The sequence below is a fragment of the Vogesella alkaliphila genome (assembly GCF_014652475.1).
Classification (GTDB): domain Bacteria; phylum Pseudomonadota; class Gammaproteobacteria; order Burkholderiales; family Chromobacteriaceae; genus Vogesella; species Vogesella alkaliphila.
Genome location: NZ_BMYW01000002.1, coordinates 332720 through 349613, shown reverse-complemented (window position 1 = coordinate 349613; position 16894 = coordinate 332720). Strand labels below are relative to the sequence as shown.

Sequence of the window (16894 nt, the reverse complement as noted above, 5' to 3'; positions counted from 1 at the left end):
GCCGTGTCGACCAGTACCAAGCCCTACCTGATCCGCGCGCTACACCAGTGGTGCACCGACAACGAGCAGACACCGTACCTGGTGGTGCACGTCGATGGCAGCGTCACGGTACCGCTGGAGTTCGTGAAGGACAACGAGATCGTGCTCAACATCGGCTACAACGCCACCAAGAACCTGCAGATCGACAATGACTGGCTGTCGTTCTCGGCGCGCTTTGGCGGGGTCAGCCGCGACATCTGGGTGCCGATCGGCAATGTGCTGTCCATCTTCTCGCGCGAAACCGGCGAGGGCATGGGCTTCGAGCTGGAGCCGGTCACCGGCGAGCGGCCGCAGCCGGTCGGGCCGGAGTCGGCCGCGACAGACACGCCGGCCGGGGGCAAGGACAAACCGTCGCGCTCGCACCTGCGTATCGTCAAGTAGGCCACGCGGCACGCGCGCACAAAAAACCGCCCGATATCGGGCGGTTTTCTTTTGCCACGCAAGCGGCAAGGTTGGCCGCAGGCCGCCCGTGCGCTTGGGCGCAGAGTCGGGCGGTTGCCGACGCGGCTCTGTCGGCGTCTACCCGCCACATCGGGGGTGGCAAGAAAAAACCGCCCGGCAAGCGGGCGGTTGCGATTGCGGCCAACGTTGGCCGCGTAGGCATTTGTTTACTCGATACGCTCGCCGTGCAGTGCCACGTCCAGGCCTTCGCGTTCTTCTTCTTCGCTGACACGCAGCCCCATCACCGCATCGATGATCTTCAGCAGCACGAAGGTGACGATGGCGCAGTAGACGGCGGTCGCCAGTGCACCCACGGTCTGGGTCATCACGCTGCCTTCCACACCGCCGATTTCCTTCACCGCAAACACGCCGGTGAGGATGGCGCCGATCAGGCCGCCGACACCGTGCACACCGAAGGCATCCAGCGAGTCGTCATACTTCAGCATGTGCTTCAGCGAGGTGGCGCTCCAGTAGCACACCAGACCGGAAATCAGGCCGATGGCCAGTGCGCCTTTGGCGTCGACAAAACCGGCTGCCGGGGTGATGGCCACCAGGCCGGCGACGGCGCCGGAGACGATGCCCAGTACCGACGGCTTGCCCTTGGCGATCCATTCCGCCGCCATCCACGCCAGCGCGGCCATGCCGGTGGCAACCTGGGTGGCGACCATCGCCATCGCGGCGCGACCGTCGGCCGCGACCGCCGAGCCGGCGTTGAAGCCGAACCAGCCGACCCATAGCATCGAGGCACCGACCATGGTCAGCACCAGGTTGTGCGGCGCCATCGCTTCGCGGCCGTAACCGACCCGCTTGCCCAGGACCAGTGCCGCTACCAGACCGGCAATACCGGCGTTGATGTGCACCACGGTGCCGCCGGCGAAGTCGAGCACGCCATGGTCAAACATCCAGCCGCCCGGTGCCCATACCCAGTGTGCGACCGGCACGTACACGACCAGCGACCACAGCGCCATGAACACCATCATCGACGAAAACTTCATGCGTTCGGCGAAGGCGCCGGCGATCAGCGCCGGGGTGATGATGGCAAACGTCATCTGGAACATCATGAACACGCCTTCCGGAATGGAGGCGGCCAGCGGGTGTACCGTCAGCTTGGCTTCGTCCTTCAGGTACAGCATGCCGTCGAGGAAGATGCGGTCGAAGCCACCGATGTACGGGTTGCCCGGCATGAAGGCCAGGCTGTAGCCGATCACGGCCCACAGCACGGTGATCATGGCGCAGATGGCAAAGCTTTGCATCAGCGTGGACAGCACGTTTTTCTTGCGCACCATGCCGGCGTAGAACAGGGCCAGGCCGGGAATGGTCATGAACAGCACCAGCGCGGTGGAGGTCAGCATCCAGGCGGTGTCGCCGCCGCTGATGGTGCTGGTGGCAACCAGTTGTGGCAGGTTGGCAAAGCTGGGTGCCGCGAACAGTGCCGACAGTAGCGCCGAGGCGCCGATGGACAGTTTTTTCATTGTATTTCCCCTTGCATCAAGCTTCAGACGGCATCGGCGCCGGTTTCGCCGGTGCGGATACGAACGACTTGCTCCAGATCCATCACGAAAATCTTGCCGTCACCGATCTTGCCGGTGCGGGCGGCGTTCTCGATGGCCTCGACCACCTGATCCAGCAATTCGTTGGCGATGGCGATTTCCAGTTTGACCTTGGGTAGGAAGTCGACCACATATTCCGCGCCACGATACAGCTCGGTATGCCCCTTCTGACGACCGAAGCCTTTGACTTCGGTCACGGTAATGCCCTGAACACCGATGGCAGAAAGCGCCTCCCGGACTTCGTCAAGCTTGAACGGCTTGATAATCGCGCTGACCAGTTTCATGTTTGACTCCTTGATGCGAGGTTGTGCGTAAAAAGACGATTCGGCCAATGCATGAACTGTGCCAGCAGTGTATTTTCCTTATTTATCAGCAGCATAGTCTGTGCTTTCCTTTTTGGTGCATCATTTTTCGCGCCTTGCACTGCAATCCGGCCATCGCATGCCTCAGTGTGGTGCGCGCGTGTTCCTGCAGGGGTGTACGCTTTTTGCTAAACTCAGATTCGATCCATCATGACAAAGTCAAGGAACTGCCATGCTTAGCCAGAAACTGTTCGATGAAATCAGCAACAAGATCAGCGAGACCATCGCCGCCAGTCCGGCCAAGGACATCGAGAAAAACATCAAGGCGATGATGGGCGCCACCTTCGCGCGCATGGATCTGGTGACGCGCGAGGAGTTCGACGTGCAGCAGGAAGTGCTGGCCCGCACCCGCGAGCAGCTGACGCAGCTGGAAGCGCGTCTGCAGGCGTTGGAAGCCGCTGCCGGGCCTGCAACCGGCGCTCCTGCGGCGGATGCCCCCGCGGCAGACACCGAGGCCCAATAAGCCCATGACGCTGGCCGTTTGCTTCAGTCGTGCCCTGTCCGGCTTGTGTGCGCCACAAGTCAGCGTCGAGGTGCACCTGTCAAACGGCTTGCCGTCGTTCACGCTGGTCGGCCTGCCGGATACCGAGGTCAAGGAAAGCCGCGAGCGGGTGCGTGCCGCGCTGCTGCAATCCGGCTTTGATTTCCCGGCGCGGCGCATCACCGTCAATCTCGCGCCGGCGGATCTACCGAAGGAGTCCGGGCGTTTCGATTTGCCGCTGGCGGTCGCCTTGCTGGCCGCAGCCGGGCAACTGCCGGCGGAGCAGCTGGCCGGCTACGAACTGGCGGGCGAGCTGGGTCTGGGCGGCGAATTGCGTCCGGTGCGTGGCGCGCTGGCGATGGTCAGTGCCGCGCGCGACAGCGGTCGCGCCTTCATCCTGCCGCGTGCCAGTGCCAACGAGGCGGCGCTGGTGCATGGGGTCTGCATCTTTGCCGCCGATACCCTGGCCGAGGTGTGCGCGCATCTGGCCGGTATCGCCCGTTTGCCGGAGGTATCGGCAACGCTGACGCTGCCAGCGGAACAAGGCTATCCCGACCTGTCGGAGGTTCGTGGCCAGGGTGCGGCCAAGCTGGCGCTGGAGTTGGCTGCCGCCGGTGGCCACAGCCTGCTGATGCAGGGACCGCCGGGCACCGGCAAGTCGATGTTGGCCGCACGCCTGCCCGGCATCCTGCCGCCGATGACGCTGGATGAGGCGCTGGAGAGCGCGGCGGTGCAGTCGTTGGGTAGCCAGGGCTTTGCCCTGTCCCGCTGGCGGACTCGCCCCTACCGCTCGCCGCACCACACCGCTTCCGCGGTGGCGCTGGTCGGGGGCGGCTCCGATCCGCGCCCCGGCGAGATCAGCCTTGCCCATCGCGGCGTGCTGTTTCTGGACGAGCTACCGGAATACGATCGCAAAGTATTGGAGGTGCTGCGGGAACCGCTGGAGAGCGGCGAGATCCATATCTCCAGAGCCGCGCGGCAGGTAAGCTATCCCGCGCGTTTCCAGTTGCTGGCCGCGATGAATCCCTGCCCGTGCGGCTATCTGGGTCATCCGCGCAAACCCTGTCGCTGTACGCCCGAGCAGGTCAGCCGATATCGCGCTAAAATATCGGGCCCGCTGCTGGACCGCTTTGACCTGATGGTGGAAGTCGGCGCCCTGTCGCTGGACGAACTGCAGGCCTTGCCTAGCGGCGAGGGCAGCCAGATGGTACGGGAACGGGTGGCCACGGCACGCGAGCGGCAGTTGCAACGGCAGGGCAAGATCAATGCCGAGTTGAACTCGGCGGAGCTGGCCGAGGTCTGTCCGTTGCCCGAGGCAGAAAGCGCATTACTGAACCAGATGCTGGACAAGCTGGACTTGTCGGCGCGTGCCTACTTCCGGGTGCTGCGCATCGCACGCACGCTGGCGGATATCGGCGGGCACGCCTATCCCGCGCGGGCGCATCTGTTGCAGGCAGTACAATTCAGGCGAGGGTTGGCCAGCTTTGGCAGTCGTTGAATCCCCGTGTTGTTGGCAATACCCTCCATTTAGTGAGTTTCATGAGTAATCGAGATTTGAAGCAGGTGCGTAGTTCTTCCCGCAAACCGTCCAGCAACAGCAAGGGCGGTGGCGGCATGATGGCCGGCGTGCTGGTCGGTCTGATCGTCGGCGTCGGCGTGGCGATCGGCGTGGCGTTTTACATGAACAAGGCCAGCGTGCCGTACAGCAATCTGGAGCGCTTGCAGGCCACGCGCTCCCCTGCGTCGGCACCGGCCGCCGAGGTGCTGGCGCCGGGGGCGAAACTGAGTACCGCCGAGCCGGCACCGGTGGTGACGGCACCGAAAGCGGCGGCATCGCAAAGTGCCGCCGTGGCACCGCAGGACGACGAGCAGCGCTTTGATTTTTACAAGATCCTGCCGGGGCAGCTGGAAGCGGTGCCGGTCGATCCGGCACAGGGAACTGATGCGAAGACCGAGCGTCCGACAGCAGCACCGGTCAGGCTCTATCTGCAGGCTGGTGCATTCAATAACGAAAGCGATGCCGACAATATGAAGGCCAAGCTGGCGTTGATGGGGGTGGAGGCCAACATCCTGTCCAGCAATGTGCCGGAAAAAGGCCTGATTCACCGGGTGCGAATCGGACCGTTCGAGCGTGCCGCCGATGTCGACGCCCTGCGTCAGCGCCTGCGGCAGGACGGTATCGATGTCGTGGTGGTGAAGTTGTCTGCCAAACAATAATCGAGTGGATTTCATGATGAAAAAATGGGTATTAGCCGCTTTGTTCCTGTCGTCGTCGCTGGCGCAGGCCGCGCTGGTCGAAGGCCGTGACTACACCGTGCTGGCCAAGCCGCAGCCCACCGTTGCCGCGGGCAAGGTGGAGGTGATCGAGTTCTTCTCTTACGCCTGCATTCACTGCTACAACCTCGACCCGGCACTGGAGGCCTGGCGCAAGAAGCTGCCGGCCAACGTGCAGTTCCGTCGCGAGCAGATCGTATGGAACAAGCCGATGGAAGGACTGGCCCGCCTGTTTGCCACCCTCAATGCCACCAAGACACTGGAAAAGCTGCACCAGCCGGCGTTTGACGCGGTGCTGAAGAAGAACATCAATCTGGCGGAGGAGGACAAGCTGCGCCAGTGGCTGCCAAGCCAGGGCGTCAATGTCGCCAGCTTCATGCAGACCTACAAGTCGTTTGGCGTGAATGCGCAGGTGGCCCGCGCCAGCAAGATGACGCGCGATTACGCGGTACAGGGCACGCCGGCGATCGTGGTCGGCGGCAAGTACATGGCGCAGCCGGCGGAACCGGCACGCCTGCTGCAGGTGGTCAACGAGCTGGTGGCCAAGGTGGCGAGCGGCAAATAAGCGTCGCATGCGGGCAATGCAAGGGTCGTCTGTGGACGGCCCTTTTATTATTGAAGTGAAAGATCGGGGGCGTGGTGGACTGGCTGTTTTTGGCGAAAGCATTGTTGTTGGGGGTGGTAGAGGGCTTGACCGAGTTCCTGCCGGTATCCAGTACCGGCCACCTGATCGTGGTCGGCGACCTGATCGGCTTCTTTAACAAGGGCAAGGTGTTCGAAGTGGCGATCCAGCTGGGGGCAATCCTGGCGGTACTGTTTGAGTACCGGCAGCGCTTTGTCAGTGTCGCTACCGGTTTGCGTTCCGATCCCAAGGCGCAACGCTTCGTGCTGAACCTGCTGGTGGCGTTCCTGCCGGCGGCGGTGATGGGCCTGCTGTTCATCAAGCAGATCAAGTACTACTTCTTCAACCCGGTCAGCGTCGCCACGGCGCTGATCGTTGGCGGCTTGCTGATCCTGTACGCCGAGCGCCGCACCCACACCGCGCGGGTACACCAGGTGGACGACATCGGCTGGCGCGATGCGCTGAAGGTCGGCTGTGCCCAGGTGCTGGCGATGATTCCGGGCACCTCGCGCTCCGGCGCCACCATCATCGGCGGCATGTTCTTCGGTCTGGATCGCAAGGTCGCCGCCGAGTTCTCCTTCTTCCTGGCGGTGCCGACCATGTTTGCCGCCACCTTTTACGACCTGTACAAGCACCGCGACGTGCTGTCGCTGAACGATGCGCCGATGTTCGCGGTCGGCTTCGTGGCCGCCTTTGTCAGTGCCTTGCTGGCGGTGCGTACCCTGGTGCGCTTCATCGCCACCCATACCTACGAAGTCTTTGCCTGGTACCGTATCGTGTTCGGTGTGGTCATTCTGGCGACCTGGTACTGGGGCTGGGTAAGCTGGAACGTTTAATGCTTGACGTCGGGATCCCGACAAGGTAATATTGTTTTCTCAGTCGCGGGATGGAGCAGTCTGGTAGCTCGTCGGGCTCATAACCCGAAGGTCGTAGGTTCAAATCCTGCTCCCGCAACCAAGGATTTTAAAAGCCGTCAATCAATCAGATTGACGGCTTTTTGTCGTGCACGTTTTTTGTGCAGGCCGCTGGCCACAATGGTGCGGCCATGAAAAAAGCCACCCGACGGGTGGCTTGGTGCCTGCAAGGTTGGCCGCAACTCAGATGCGGCGGGCCAGCTCTTCCGCCTTGCCGACGTAACCGGCCGGGGTCAGCTCCAGCAGGCGGACTTTTTCCGCTTCCGGAATTTCCAGGCCCTTGATGAAGGCGGACAGGGTGTCGCGGGTGATGCCGTCCTTGCCGCGGGTCAGCTCTTTCAGCTGCTCGTACGGGTTCGGCACGCCGTAGCGGCGCATCACGGTCTGGATCGGCTCGGCCAGCAGTTCCCAGGTGGCGTCCAGGTCGGAAGCCAGCATCGCCGGGTTGATTTCCAGCTTGTTGAGGCCCTTCATCAGCGCCTTGAAGCCGAGCAGGGTGTAGCCGAAGCCGACACCCATATTGCGCAGCACGGTGGAGTCGGTCAGGTCACGCTGCCAGCGCGACAGCGGCAGCTTCTCCGCCAGGTGGCCCAGCACGGCATTGGCGAGGCCGAAGTTGCCTTCCGAGTTTTCGAAGTCGATCGGGTTGACCTTGTGCGGCATGGTCGAACTGCCGACTTCGTCCTTCTTCACCTTCTGCTTGAAGTAGCCCAGCGAGATGTAGCCCCAGATGTCGCGATCCAGGTCGATCAGGATGGTGTTGATGCGCGACAGCTGCTGGTACAGCTCGGCCATGTAGTCGTGCGGCTCGATCTGGATGGTGTACGGGTTGAAGGTCAGACCCAGGCCGGTCACGAAGCGGCCGGCCAGGCTTTCCCAGTCCACGTCCGGATAGGCGACGATGTGGGCGTTGTAGTTGCCGACCGCGCCGTTGATCTTGCCCAGCAGTTCCTGCTTCACCAGCTGCTCGCGCTGGCGCTTCAGGCGGTACACCACGTTGGCCAGTTCCTTGCCCATGGTGGACGGGGTGGCCGGCTGGCCGTGGGTGCGGCTCATCATCGGCACGGCAGCCTGCTCGTGTGCCAGCTGCGACAGCTTGGCGATCACTTCGTCCACGGCCGGCAGCATCACGGTGTTGCGGGCCGTCTTCAGCATCAGCGCGTGCGACAGGTTGTTGATGTCTTCCGAGGTGCAGGCGAAGTGGATGAATTCGCTGGCGGCCATCACTTCCGGGTTGCCGGACAGGCGCTCCTTCAGCCAGTACTCGATCGCCTTCACGTCGTGGTTGGTGCGGGCCTCGATCGCCTTCACTTCTTCGCCGTGCTGGATCGAGAAGTTGTCGATGACGTCGTCGATTTCACGGATGGTGGCGGCGGAGAACGGCTTTACCTCCTCGATGCCCGGTTCGGCTGCCAGCATTTTCAGCCATTCCAGTTCGACCTTGATGCGCGCCTTCATCAGGCCGAATTCGGAGAAAATGGCGCGCAGTGGCTCGGCCTGGCCGGAGTAGCGGCCGTCGAGCGGGGAGAGGGCGGTCAGCGTTGTCAGATTCATCACTCAGTGCTTCCAGGTTGCTGGCCAGCAGGGCTGGCCGGTTGCTTCAAAAAGAAATGGGTACCAAGGTTGGCCGCAATCAGGCGGCCAGACGGCGCGCGATGCCGGCGGCCAGCTTGTCGGCGGCGTCCGGGCAAAAGCGGAAAAACAGCTCCGGCTCGATCATTTCCAGCTCCATGATCGCCAGTTGGCCGTCGTTGTCGCGGATCAGGTCGACGCGGGCGTACAGCACGTCGAACGGTACCGCCGCCACCGCGGCCTCGGCGAACAGGATCTCGTCGGCCGACGGCTCGAAGCGGTGCACGGTGCCGCCGTGGTCGTCCTGCACGCGGAAGTCGCCGGCCTTGGCGGTCTTGCGGATGGCGTGGGTGTACTGGCCGTCGATCACCATCAGCGACAGCTCGCCCTGTTCCAGGATGTTGCGCTGGAACGGTTGCAGCATCAGCGCCTCCTGTTCCACCAGCTCGCCGAAGGTGCACTCGTGCCGTTCGCTGTCGAGCGCGTGGAAGCGATAGGTGTGGCGGGCGGCGCCGGAGACGGTGGGTTTCAGGATGAGCTCTTCCCAGCCGCTCTCGGCGACGATGTGTGCCAGTGAGCGCGGATCGCCGCGTTCGATGAACAGGGTCGGCACGATGTTGACGTCGCTTTCGGCCAGTGCGCCGAGGTAGTGCTTGTCGATGTTCCAGTGGATCAGGCCCGCCTCGTTGAACAGGCGGGTGCTGCGGCTGACCTGGGTCAGCCACGGCGCGAATTCGGCGAAGCGGTGGAAGTAGTCCCAGGTGCTGCGGAACACGGCGGCGCGGCATTGCGTCCAGTCGTAGTCCGGATCGGCCCAGTCCTTGCGGCCAACCTTGAGGCCTTGCCGTTCCAGTGCAGCCAGCACCAGGTTGTCCTCGGTGTGCACCTGCTGGCTGTACCAGTCGGCGGCATCCAGCGACAGCAGTTTGTGATCGGTCAGCACGACAACGTCGTAATGCATAGGCGGTACTCTATCGGTGTGCAAGGTGAAAAACGGGGCCGGCCGTCGCCGGCGCCCGTTCACTTACATGCCAGGCATCATGCCTTTCATGCCCTTCATCAGTTTCATCATGCCGCCCTTGGACGAGAACTGCTTCATCATCTTCTGGGTCTGCTCGAACTGCTTCAGCAGGCGGTTGACCTCCTGCACGCTGACGCCGGAGCCGGTGGCGATGCGGCGCTTGCGGCTGGCTTTCAGCAATTCCGGCTTGCGGCGCTCTTCCATGGTCATCGAGTTGATGATGCCCTCGATGCGGCGCATGGATTTCTCGGCCTCGGCGCCCTGCACGCCCTTGGCCAGCTGGCCGATCTCGCCCGGCATCTTTTCCAGCAGGCTGGTCATGCCACCCATCTTCTTCATCTGCTGCATCTGCGCCTTGAAGTCCTCGAGGTCGAAGCCCTTGCCGGACTTCAGCTTCTTGGCCATCGCCTGCGCTTCTTTTTCGTCGATGCCCTTCTGCACATCCTCGATCAGCGACAGCACGTCACCCATGCCCAGAATGCGGCTGGCGAGACGGTCGGGGTGGAACGGTTCGAGGCCGGTCAGTTTTTCACCGACACCGATGAACTTGATCGGCTTGCCGGTGATGTGGCGAACCGACAGCGCGGCACCGCCGCGCGAGTCGCCGTCCATCTTGGTCAGGATCACGCCGGTCAGCGGCAGGGTCTCGTTGAAGGCCTTGGCGGTGTTGACCGCATCCTGGCCCTGCATCGCGTCGACCACGAACAGGGTCTCGATCGGGTTGAGGAAACCGTGCAGCGCCTTGATCTCGGCCATCATCGCGTCGTCGATGGCGAGGCGGCCGGCGGTGTCGACCATCAGCACGTCGAACAGGTGGCGCTTGGCGTGATCCAGCGCGGCGGCGGCGATGTCCAGCGGCTTCTGGTCCGGAGACGACGGGAAGAACTCGACGCCGACCTGTTCGGCCAGCGTCTTCAGCTGTTCGATCGCGGCCGGGCGGTACACGTCGGCGGAAACCACCAGAATCTTCTTTTTCTGGGTTTCCTTCAGCAGCTTGGACAGCTTGCCGACGGTGGTGGTCTTACCGGCGCCCTGCAGACCGGCCATCAGCACGATCGCCGGCGGCACGGCGGCCAGGTTCAGCGCGTCGTTCTTGTCCCCCATCAGCCGCACCAGCTCGTCGTTGACGATGCCGATCAGCGCCTGGCCCGGGGTCAGGCTGCCCATCACTTCCTGGCCCAGCGCGCGTTCCTTGACCTGGGCGATGAAAGTCTTGACGACCGGGAGCGCGACGTCGGCCTCCAGCAAGGCCAGCCGCACTTCGCGCAGGGCGTCCTGGATATTGGTTTCGCTGATGCGCGCCTGGCCACGAATGGTTTTCAGCGCACTGCTAAGTCTGGAAGTAAGGTTGTCGAGCATGCGGTGTCCTTCTGTCTGCCAAGCAAGGGCTGCTTTGGTGTAGACTCTTTAATCGTTTATTTTACCACGAGCCGCCCCCGGTTCGCAGACCTGCCACACCTCCATGAGCGGATTACTTTTCATCTTGGTCACTTTGTTGACTTTTGGTTACCTAGGCCTGGCGGTTCACTATCTTGGCCACTGGCGCGGACACGTGTTGTGGCCACGCCGGAGCGCTATCGAGCACTCCCTGCTGGGGGCGCTGCTGCTGCTGCACGCCATCGTGCTGACGCTGCCGGTTTTCCATAGCGGCACGGTGAGCCTGGGGCTGGGCACCGCGCTGTCGCTGCTGTCGTGGATGATGTTGCTGATCTTCTGGACCGGCAGCTATTTTTCGCGCATGGAAGGACTGCAGACCTTCTTGGTGCCGGTTGCGTTCGTCGCGGTGTTGCTGGCGGAAATCCTGCCGCTGCCGCGCAATACCTACGCCGTGAACGATGTCGCTTTTCTGCTGCATATGGTGGTGTCGCTGCTGGCCTACAGCCTGTTTGCCATCGGGGCGCTGATCGCGATCCTGATGCTGATGCAGGAGCGGGCGTTGCACGAGCGCAAGCCGGGCCGTCTGTCCGGCAAGCTGCCGCCGTTGATGGTGATGGAAAACCTGATGTTCCAGACGCTGGGTACCGGTTTCCTGCTCTTGACCGCCAGTCTGGCCAGCGGCGTGCTCTTTTCCGAGGAGGTGTTCGGCAAGCCGGCGGTATTCAGCCACAAGACCGTGTTTGCGGTGACCTCCTGGCTGGTGTTCGGCGCCTTGCTGGTTGGCCGCAAGTACCGCGGCTGGCGTGGCCGGATGGCGATACGCTGGACGCTGGGCGGTTTTGCGCTGTTGTTGCTGGCGTACATCGGAACCAAGGCGGTCATGCAATTTGTCTTGCACTGACGTTTATTTATTTGGGATATTTGTTGCGCGGTCATTAAAAACCATGGGAGCCAAATGATGAAACTGTTCTTCGCTGCATTGCTGTCCCTGCTGTTCTCCGTGGCGGCGCTCGCTGCCGTCAATGCCAACACCGCCAGCCAGCAGGAGCTGGAGTCGCTAAACGGCATCGGTCCGGTCAAGGCCAAGGCGATCATCGACTATCGCACCAAGAATGGCCCGTTCAAGAGCTACGCCGATCTGGAAAACGTCCCGGGCATCGGTGCCAAGACCCTGGAAAAGCTGAAGGCGGATCTGCAGGTCGGTGGCGGCGCAGCCAAGGCGGCGGCCAAGACACCGGCAGCCAAGGCGCCAGCAGCCAAACCTGCTGCTACCGCCAAGCCAACCGTGGTCCCGGCACCGGCTCCGGCGAAAAAGCCGTAAGCTGGGCACCCGCCAGTTCCAACAAAAAACCTGCACCGTGGTGCAGGTTTTTTTACGGCCATACGGCGTGATTAGCCGTCGGACAACACCTTGATGTGTGCCGCGGCACTGCGGCCCAGTGCCGACAGGTCGTAGCCGCCCTCCAGTACCGACACGATGCGTCCCTCGCAATGGGTGGCCGCCAGCTGCAGCAGCTTGCGCGTCACCCACTCGTAGTCGGCCTCGGTCAGCGCCAGCGAAGCCATGTCGTCTTCGCGGTGGGCGTCGAATCCGGCCGAGATGAAGATCATCTCCGGCTTGAATTCTTCCAGTTGCGGCAGCCACAGGTACTCGACCGCCTCGCGGAATTCGCGGCTGCCGCTACCGGCTTTCAGCGGTACATGGTGCATGTTTGCCCCCAGCGGCTGGTCGCCGCTGTAGGGAAAGAACGGATGCTGGAAAATCGACACCATCATCACCCGAGGGTCATCGCGGAAGATCTCCTCGGTGCCGTTGCCGTGGTGGACATCGAAATCGACGACGGCAATGCGCTGCAACTTGTAGCTGGACAGCGCATGGGCAATGCCGACCGCGATATTGTTGAAAAAGCAGAAGCCCATCGAGCGGGCGCTTTCGGCGTGGTGTCCCGGCGGCCGGATCGAGCAGAACGCATTCGGCGCCTCCTTGTTACACACCATGTCGACCGCCTTCACCACCGCACCGGCGGCGCGCCTGGCCGCCTGCAGGGTGCCGGGGCACATCGCGGTATCCGGGTCGACGCGGAAGGTGCCCACCGACGGCGAGCACGCCTCGATGTATTCAACGTAATGGGGCGGGTGCACGCGGGCCAGTTGCTGTTCGCTCACCAGTGGCGCCTCCACTTCCTGCAGGCTGTCAAACAGCTGCGCCGCCATCAGCTGGTCCTTGATGGCGACCAAGCGCTCCGGGCATTCCGGATGGCCGCTCCCCATATTGTGCTGCAAGCAGTCGGAGTGGCTGATAAAGGCGGTGAGACCACCGCCGGTCAGGTGCGATTTGAGCCAGGTGAGCACGCGCGTTTCCTTGTTGCGTTGTGGTGGCAAAAGGGATATATGAAATCTTTATAAAGTGTGCGGCCAACGGACTTCAAATGCAATCCATCTCCTTTGCGTATCGTCAACTGAACGCGCTGATTCTGGGTAAACCGCTGCAAATCCGCCTGGCGCTGACCTGCATGCTGGCCGGTGGCCACTTGCTGATCGAGGATGTGCCGGGGGTCGGCAAGACCACGCTGGCGCATGGTCTGGCCGGCGTGCTGGGGCTGGACTATCGGCGGGTGCAGTTCACCAGCGACCTGCTGCCGGCCGACATGCTGGGGGTCAGCCTGTTCCGTCCCGACGAAGGGCGCTTCGAATTCCAGCCGGGGCCGGTGTTTTCGCAGCTTTTGCTGGCCGACGAGATCAACCGTGCCTCGCCCAAGGTGCAGTCGGCGTTGCTGGAAGCGATGGAGGAGCGGCAGGTGTCGATCGACGGCCAGACGCACGCGCTGCCCAAACCGTTTTTCGTGATCGCCACCCAGAATCCGGATGGGCAGCTGGGTACCTTCCCGCTGCCGGAGTCGCAGCTGGACCGCTTCCTGATGCGCATCTCGCTGGGCTATCCGTCGCCGGAGTCGGAGCGTGCGCTGCTGCTGGCCGGTGACCGGCGGCAGGCCTTGTCGGCATTGCCGGCAGCGCTGCAGGCCGGCGAGCTGCTGGCGCTGCAGCAGAAGGCGGCGAAGGTCTCCGCCAGCAGTGCGCTGGCCGACTACGTGCTGGCCTTGCTGCTGGCCAGCCGCAAGCGCGAATTGTTCGTGCACGGCCTCAGTCCCCGTGCCGGGCTGGCCATACTGGCCGCCGCCCGCGCCTGGGCGATGCTGGACGGGCGCGACCACGTGCTGCCCGAGGACGTGAAGGCGGTGTTCGTCGTGGTGTGCGCGCATCGCCTGCAGTCGCGGCTGCCGGGCATGAGCAGTATCGATGCCGCACAGCGGTTGCTGGACCATGTCCCGCTGGCGTAAGGCGGCGTCGTCCTGGCTGCTGCGCCGGTTGCCGCGTCAGCCGCAGCTGGTGCTGGGGCAGTCGCGCATCTACCTGCTGCCGACTTCGTTTGGCTGGGGCCTGCTGCTGGTGGCGTGGGCGGTGTGGATCGGCGCGCTCAACTATGCGGTCAGTCTCGCCTATGTGTTGTCGTTCTGGATCGTGTCACTGGTGCTGATCGCGGTGGTGCTGGCCTATCGCCAGCTGGCCGGCCTCGCGATCCGTTGCGGAGCGGCCGACGATGTGGTGGCCGGCAGTCACGCGCTGTTTCCGCTGCAATTGCAGTGGCCGGAGGGCGAGTCGCGCTTGTTGCGCCTCGGCTGGCATGACGAGGCCGGCGGCGTGCTGCTGGACCGTCCCGGCGAGGTGCTGTTGCCGCGACTGACGCTGCAACGCGGCCAGATGACGATACCGCCGCTCCGGGTCTATTCCGAATCGCCATTGGGGCTGGTGCGGGCCTTTGCCTATCTGCGGCTGCAGGCGCAGGTGTGCGTTTATCCGCAGCCCTGCGCCGACGAGCGGGCGGCGGCCAGCCTGCCCGACGGCGGCCAGTCGCGCGAACCGCAGCCGGTGCCGGGCGAGTTGTTTTCCCACCTGGTGGCCTGGCAGCCGGAGCTGGGTGCCCGGCGCATCGCCTGGAAAGCCTACGCCCGCCGCGGCGTGCTGCTGGCGCGGCGTTTCGAGGAGCCGCAGGCGGCGCGCTCGACCTGCCTGCTGGAGTGGTCCGCCTATCCGGCGCAGATGACGGCCGAGGCCCGCCTGTCGCGGCTGTGCTGGCAGTTGCTGGCGGCCGCGCGGCGCGGCGAGGATGTCGTGCTGCGGCTGCCGCAGCAGGAGTTGCGGCTGACGGCGGGCGAGGTGCGTCCGGGCTTGCGCGCACTGGCCGGCTTTGGAGTGCGCGATGCGCAGTGAACCGCGCCTGGCCCACTTTGCCGTGCTGGCGGCGCTGGCGCTGACCGTGCTGCCGCTGTTCCTGCAATTGCCGCCGTGGGTGCCGCTGCTGTTTGCGCTGCAGCTGGGCGGTCGCGCGTGGCTGGCGTGGCAGGGCCGGCAACTGCCGCATCGCGTGTGGCTGCTGCTGGCGATGATCGTGCCGGTGCTGCTGTTGTGGCTCAGCCTGCGCACCCTGGTTGGCCGCGAAGGCGGCGTGGCGCTGCTGCTGTTGCTGACCGGATTCAAGGCCTTCGAGACGGTGACGCTACGCGACTGGCGCGTATTGCTGGGGCTGGGCTTTTTCCTGGCCGCGACGCCGCTGCTGTTTGACCAGAGCCTGCCGTCGGCCCTGTGGCTGCTGCTGTCGCTGTTCGTGCTGACCTGGGCGATGGTGTTGCTCGCCGGGGGCGACAGTGCCGCCAGCCCGCGTGCCGCCGCGCAGGCGCTGCTGTATGCGATGCCGCTGATGCTGCTGCTGTTCGTTGCCATGCCGCGGCTGCCCGGCCCGCTGTGGAGCATGCCGACAACGGACCAGCGTGCCACCAGCGGTCTCAGCGACAGCATGGCGCCGGGCAGCATCGGGCAGATGATCCCGTCGCAGGAGCCGGCGTTTACCGCCCAGTTTCGCGGTCGCCAGCCGGCGCGCGAGCAACTGTACTGGCGGGTGATGGTGTTCGACCGTTTCGACGGTGCGCGCTGGACGGCGGGCAGTGTGCCGGACAGCGCCGCCGCCTTGGCATCGGGCGCGGCCGGCGAGCTGTCGTACTCGATCACCGCCACGCCGTTCAAGGGGGCGCTGCCGGTGCTGGAGCACGCGGTGTGGGCCGGCGAGGGCGTGCAGCAGGGCACCGCCCAGCTGGTGCGACGCATCGATGCCCGCAACGAGGCGCGCCTGCGCTACGACATGCGCAGTGTGGCACAGGCCGCTTATCCGGCGACGCTGAGTGCCGAGCAGCGTGCTCACTATCTGCAACTGCCTGCGGCCAACCTTCGCACCCGGCAGCAGGGGGAATTCTTCGCGCGCCAGTTCCGGGACGAGACCGGGCGTCTGGCGGCACTGAGCGCCTGGCTGCAGCAGCAGGGACTGCGCTACACGCTGTCGCCACCGCTGCTGCAGGGCGATGTGGTCGACGACTTCCTGTTCTCCAGCCGCCAGGGTTTCTGCGAGCACTTCGCCTCGGCCTTCGCCACCCTGGCCCGTGCCGCCGGCCTGCCGGCACGAATCGTGGTCGGGTTTCAGGGCGGCGAATTCAACGCGGGCGGGCAGTTCTGGCTGGTGCGCTCCTCCGATGCCCACGCCTGGACCGAGGTCTGGCTGCAGGGACGCTGGCAGCGGGTGGACCCGACGGCGCTGGTGGCGCCGTCGCGCATCGTTAGCGAAGTCGGCGAACTGGTGCCGGAGGCGCAGGCGGTGTTGCCGGTGCTGGGACGCCGTCCGCCACAGTGGTGGCACACGGTTCATGCGCAATGGCAGCGCGCGGGTTTTGTCTGGCAGCAGTGGGTGGTGGACTACGATGCCCGGCGGCAGCAGAGCCTGTTCCAGCGCCTGGGGCTGGGCCGGGTGGGCGTGGGCAGCGTGATGACAATCCTGCTGCTCGGCGGCGTGTTGCTGGTGTTGCCGTTGCTGTTATGGCTGTTGTGGCGCCGGCCTCCGGTGCGCAGCTATCCGGTGCGCGGCTGGCAGCTGCTGGTGTCGCGCCTGCAGGAGGCCGGTGTCGCGGCGCAGGCCAGCGACACGCCGGCGCAGCTGCGCGACAAGGCCACGGTGCTGGCGGCTGTGCAGCAACAACAGCTGACGCGCCTGCTCGCTGACTGGCAGCAATGGCGTTACGCCGAGGGCGCCACCGACTCCGATCCGCGCTGGCGCGGCTGGTGGTGGCAGGTGCGCCGCTTCCGTCCGCCAAGGTTGGCCGCAAAAAAACGCACAGGGCGTTAGCGCTGTGCGTTTCGT

17 protein-coding genes and 1 tRNA gene are annotated in these 16894 nt (G+C 64.3%); 12 read left to right on the top strand and 6 right to left on the bottom strand.

Features of this window, described 5'->3' with window-relative positions; translation table 11 throughout:
* Window positions 1-3: 3 nt before the first annotated feature.
* A complete protein-coding gene (locus IE100_RS04915) occupies window positions 4-420 on the top strand; it encodes a ClpXP protease specificity-enhancing factor (protein ID WP_189372995.1) in 417 nt (138 codons plus the stop codon).
* A gap of 227 nt (window positions 421-647) precedes the next feature.
* Here IE100_RS04915 and IE100_RS04910 read toward each other — a convergent pair whose 3' ends face one another.
* Together IE100_RS04910 and glnK are read right to left on the bottom strand one after the other, a co-directional pair.
* Complete coding sequence (locus IE100_RS04910; RefSeq protein WP_120810423.1) at window positions 648-1952, bottom strand: ammonium transporter; 1305 nt, start codon at window positions 1950-1952, stop codon at window positions 648-650.
* 23 nt (window positions 1953-1975) lie between these two features.
* Window positions 1976-2314, bottom strand: coding sequence for a P-II family nitrogen regulator (glnK, locus tag IE100_RS04905; protein WP_189372994.1), 339 nt, complete (start codon window positions 2312-2314; stop codon window positions 1976-1978).
* Window positions 2315-2564: 250 nt separating this feature from the next.
* Between glnK and IE100_RS04900 the strand changes: the two genes are divergently transcribed.
* From IE100_RS04900 to IE100_RS04875, 6 genes are all read left to right on the top strand, one after another.
* The gene (locus tag IE100_RS04900) at window positions 2565-2855 is read left to right on the top strand and encodes an accessory factor UbiK family protein (protein WP_189372993.1); all 291 of its coding nucleotides are present in this window, start codon (window positions 2565-2567) and stop codon (window positions 2853-2855) included.
* Between the two features lie 4 nt (window positions 2856-2859).
* Window positions 2860-4371: a YifB family Mg chelatase-like AAA ATPase gene (locus tag IE100_RS04895; RefSeq protein ID WP_189372992.1), complete on the top strand. Its 1512-nt coding sequence runs from the start codon at window positions 2860-2862 to the stop codon at window positions 4369-4371.
* 41 nt (window positions 4372-4412) lie between these two features.
* Window positions 4413-5090 carry an SPOR domain-containing protein gene (locus IE100_RS04890; RefSeq protein ID WP_229800228.1) on the top strand — a complete coding sequence of 226 codons (678 nt, stop codon included), beginning with the start codon at window positions 4413-4415 and terminating at the stop codon, window positions 5088-5090.
* Between the two features lie 13 nt (window positions 5091-5103).
* Window positions 5104-5712, top strand: coding sequence for a thiol:disulfide interchange protein DsbA/DsbL (locus IE100_RS04885; protein WP_229800227.1), 609 nt, complete (start codon window positions 5104-5106; stop codon window positions 5710-5712).
* A 74-nt stretch (window positions 5713-5786) separates the two neighbouring features.
* Entirely contained in the window at window positions 5787-6605 is an 819-nt protein-coding gene (locus IE100_RS04880; RefSeq protein ID WP_189372991.1) for an undecaprenyl-diphosphate phosphatase, read from the top strand.
* 44 nt (window positions 6606-6649) lie between these two features.
* Window positions 6650-6726 (top strand) — tRNA-Met (locus IE100_RS04875).
* A gap of 140 nt (window positions 6727-6866) precedes the next feature.
* Here IE100_RS04875 and purB read toward each other — a convergent pair.
* From purB to ffh, 3 genes are all read right to left on the bottom strand, one after another.
* Entirely contained in the window at window positions 6867-8237 is a 1371-nt protein-coding gene (purB, locus tag IE100_RS04870) for an adenylosuccinate lyase (RefSeq protein WP_189373116.1), read from the bottom strand.
* Window positions 8238-8316: 79 nt separating this feature from the next.
* Window positions 8317-9216 (bottom strand): ATP-grasp domain-containing protein, encoded by a 900-nt coding sequence (locus tag IE100_RS04865; RefSeq protein WP_189372990.1) that lies wholly within the window; start codon window positions 9214-9216, stop codon window positions 8317-8319.
* Between the two features lie 63 nt (window positions 9217-9279).
* Window positions 9280-10635 carry a signal recognition particle protein gene (gene ffh, locus IE100_RS04860; protein ID WP_189372989.1) on the bottom strand — a complete coding sequence of 452 codons (1356 nt, stop codon included), beginning with the start codon at window positions 10633-10635 and terminating at the stop codon, window positions 9280-9282.
* 193 nt (window positions 10636-10828) lie between these two features.
* Between ffh and IE100_RS04855 the strand changes: the two genes are divergently transcribed.
* Both IE100_RS04855 and IE100_RS04850 read left to right on the top strand, forming a co-directional pair.
* Window positions 10829-11554, top strand: coding sequence for a cytochrome C assembly family protein (locus tag IE100_RS04855; protein WP_229800226.1), 726 nt, complete (start codon window positions 10829-10831; stop codon window positions 11552-11554).
* 54 nt (window positions 11555-11608) lie between these two features.
* Window positions 11609-11974, top strand: coding sequence for a ComEA family DNA-binding protein (locus IE100_RS04850; RefSeq protein WP_189372987.1), 366 nt, complete (start codon window positions 11609-11611; stop codon window positions 11972-11974).
* A gap of 71 nt (window positions 11975-12045) precedes the next feature.
* On the opposite strand, the gene IE100_RS04845 is transcribed toward IE100_RS04850, so the two are convergent.
* Window positions 12046-13005, bottom strand: coding sequence for a histone deacetylase family protein (locus IE100_RS04845; RefSeq protein ID WP_047966788.1), 960 nt, complete (start codon window positions 13003-13005; stop codon window positions 12046-12048).
* A 77-nt stretch (window positions 13006-13082) separates the two neighbouring features.
* Between IE100_RS04845 and IE100_RS04840 the strand changes: the two genes are divergently transcribed.
* From IE100_RS04840 to IE100_RS04830, 3 genes are read left to right on the top strand one after another with little or no spacing between them, the layout of a single operon-like run.
* Entirely contained in the window at window positions 13083-13991 is a 909-nt protein-coding gene (locus IE100_RS04840) for an AAA family ATPase (RefSeq protein ID WP_189372986.1), read from the top strand.
* A complete protein-coding gene (locus IE100_RS04835; protein ID WP_189372985.1) occupies window positions 13975-14922 on the top strand; it encodes a DUF58 domain-containing protein in 948 nt (315 codons plus the stop codon). The genes IE100_RS04840 and IE100_RS04835 overlap by 17 nt, the downstream gene beginning before the upstream one ends.
* Window positions 14912-16879, top strand: a complete 1968-nt coding sequence (locus IE100_RS04830) for a transglutaminase TgpA family protein (RefSeq protein WP_189372984.1) — start codon at window positions 14912-14914, stop codon at window positions 16877-16879. Before IE100_RS04835 ends, IE100_RS04830 begins: the two co-directional genes overlap by 11 nt.
* The last annotated feature ends 15 nt before the right edge of the window (window positions 16880-16894 follow it).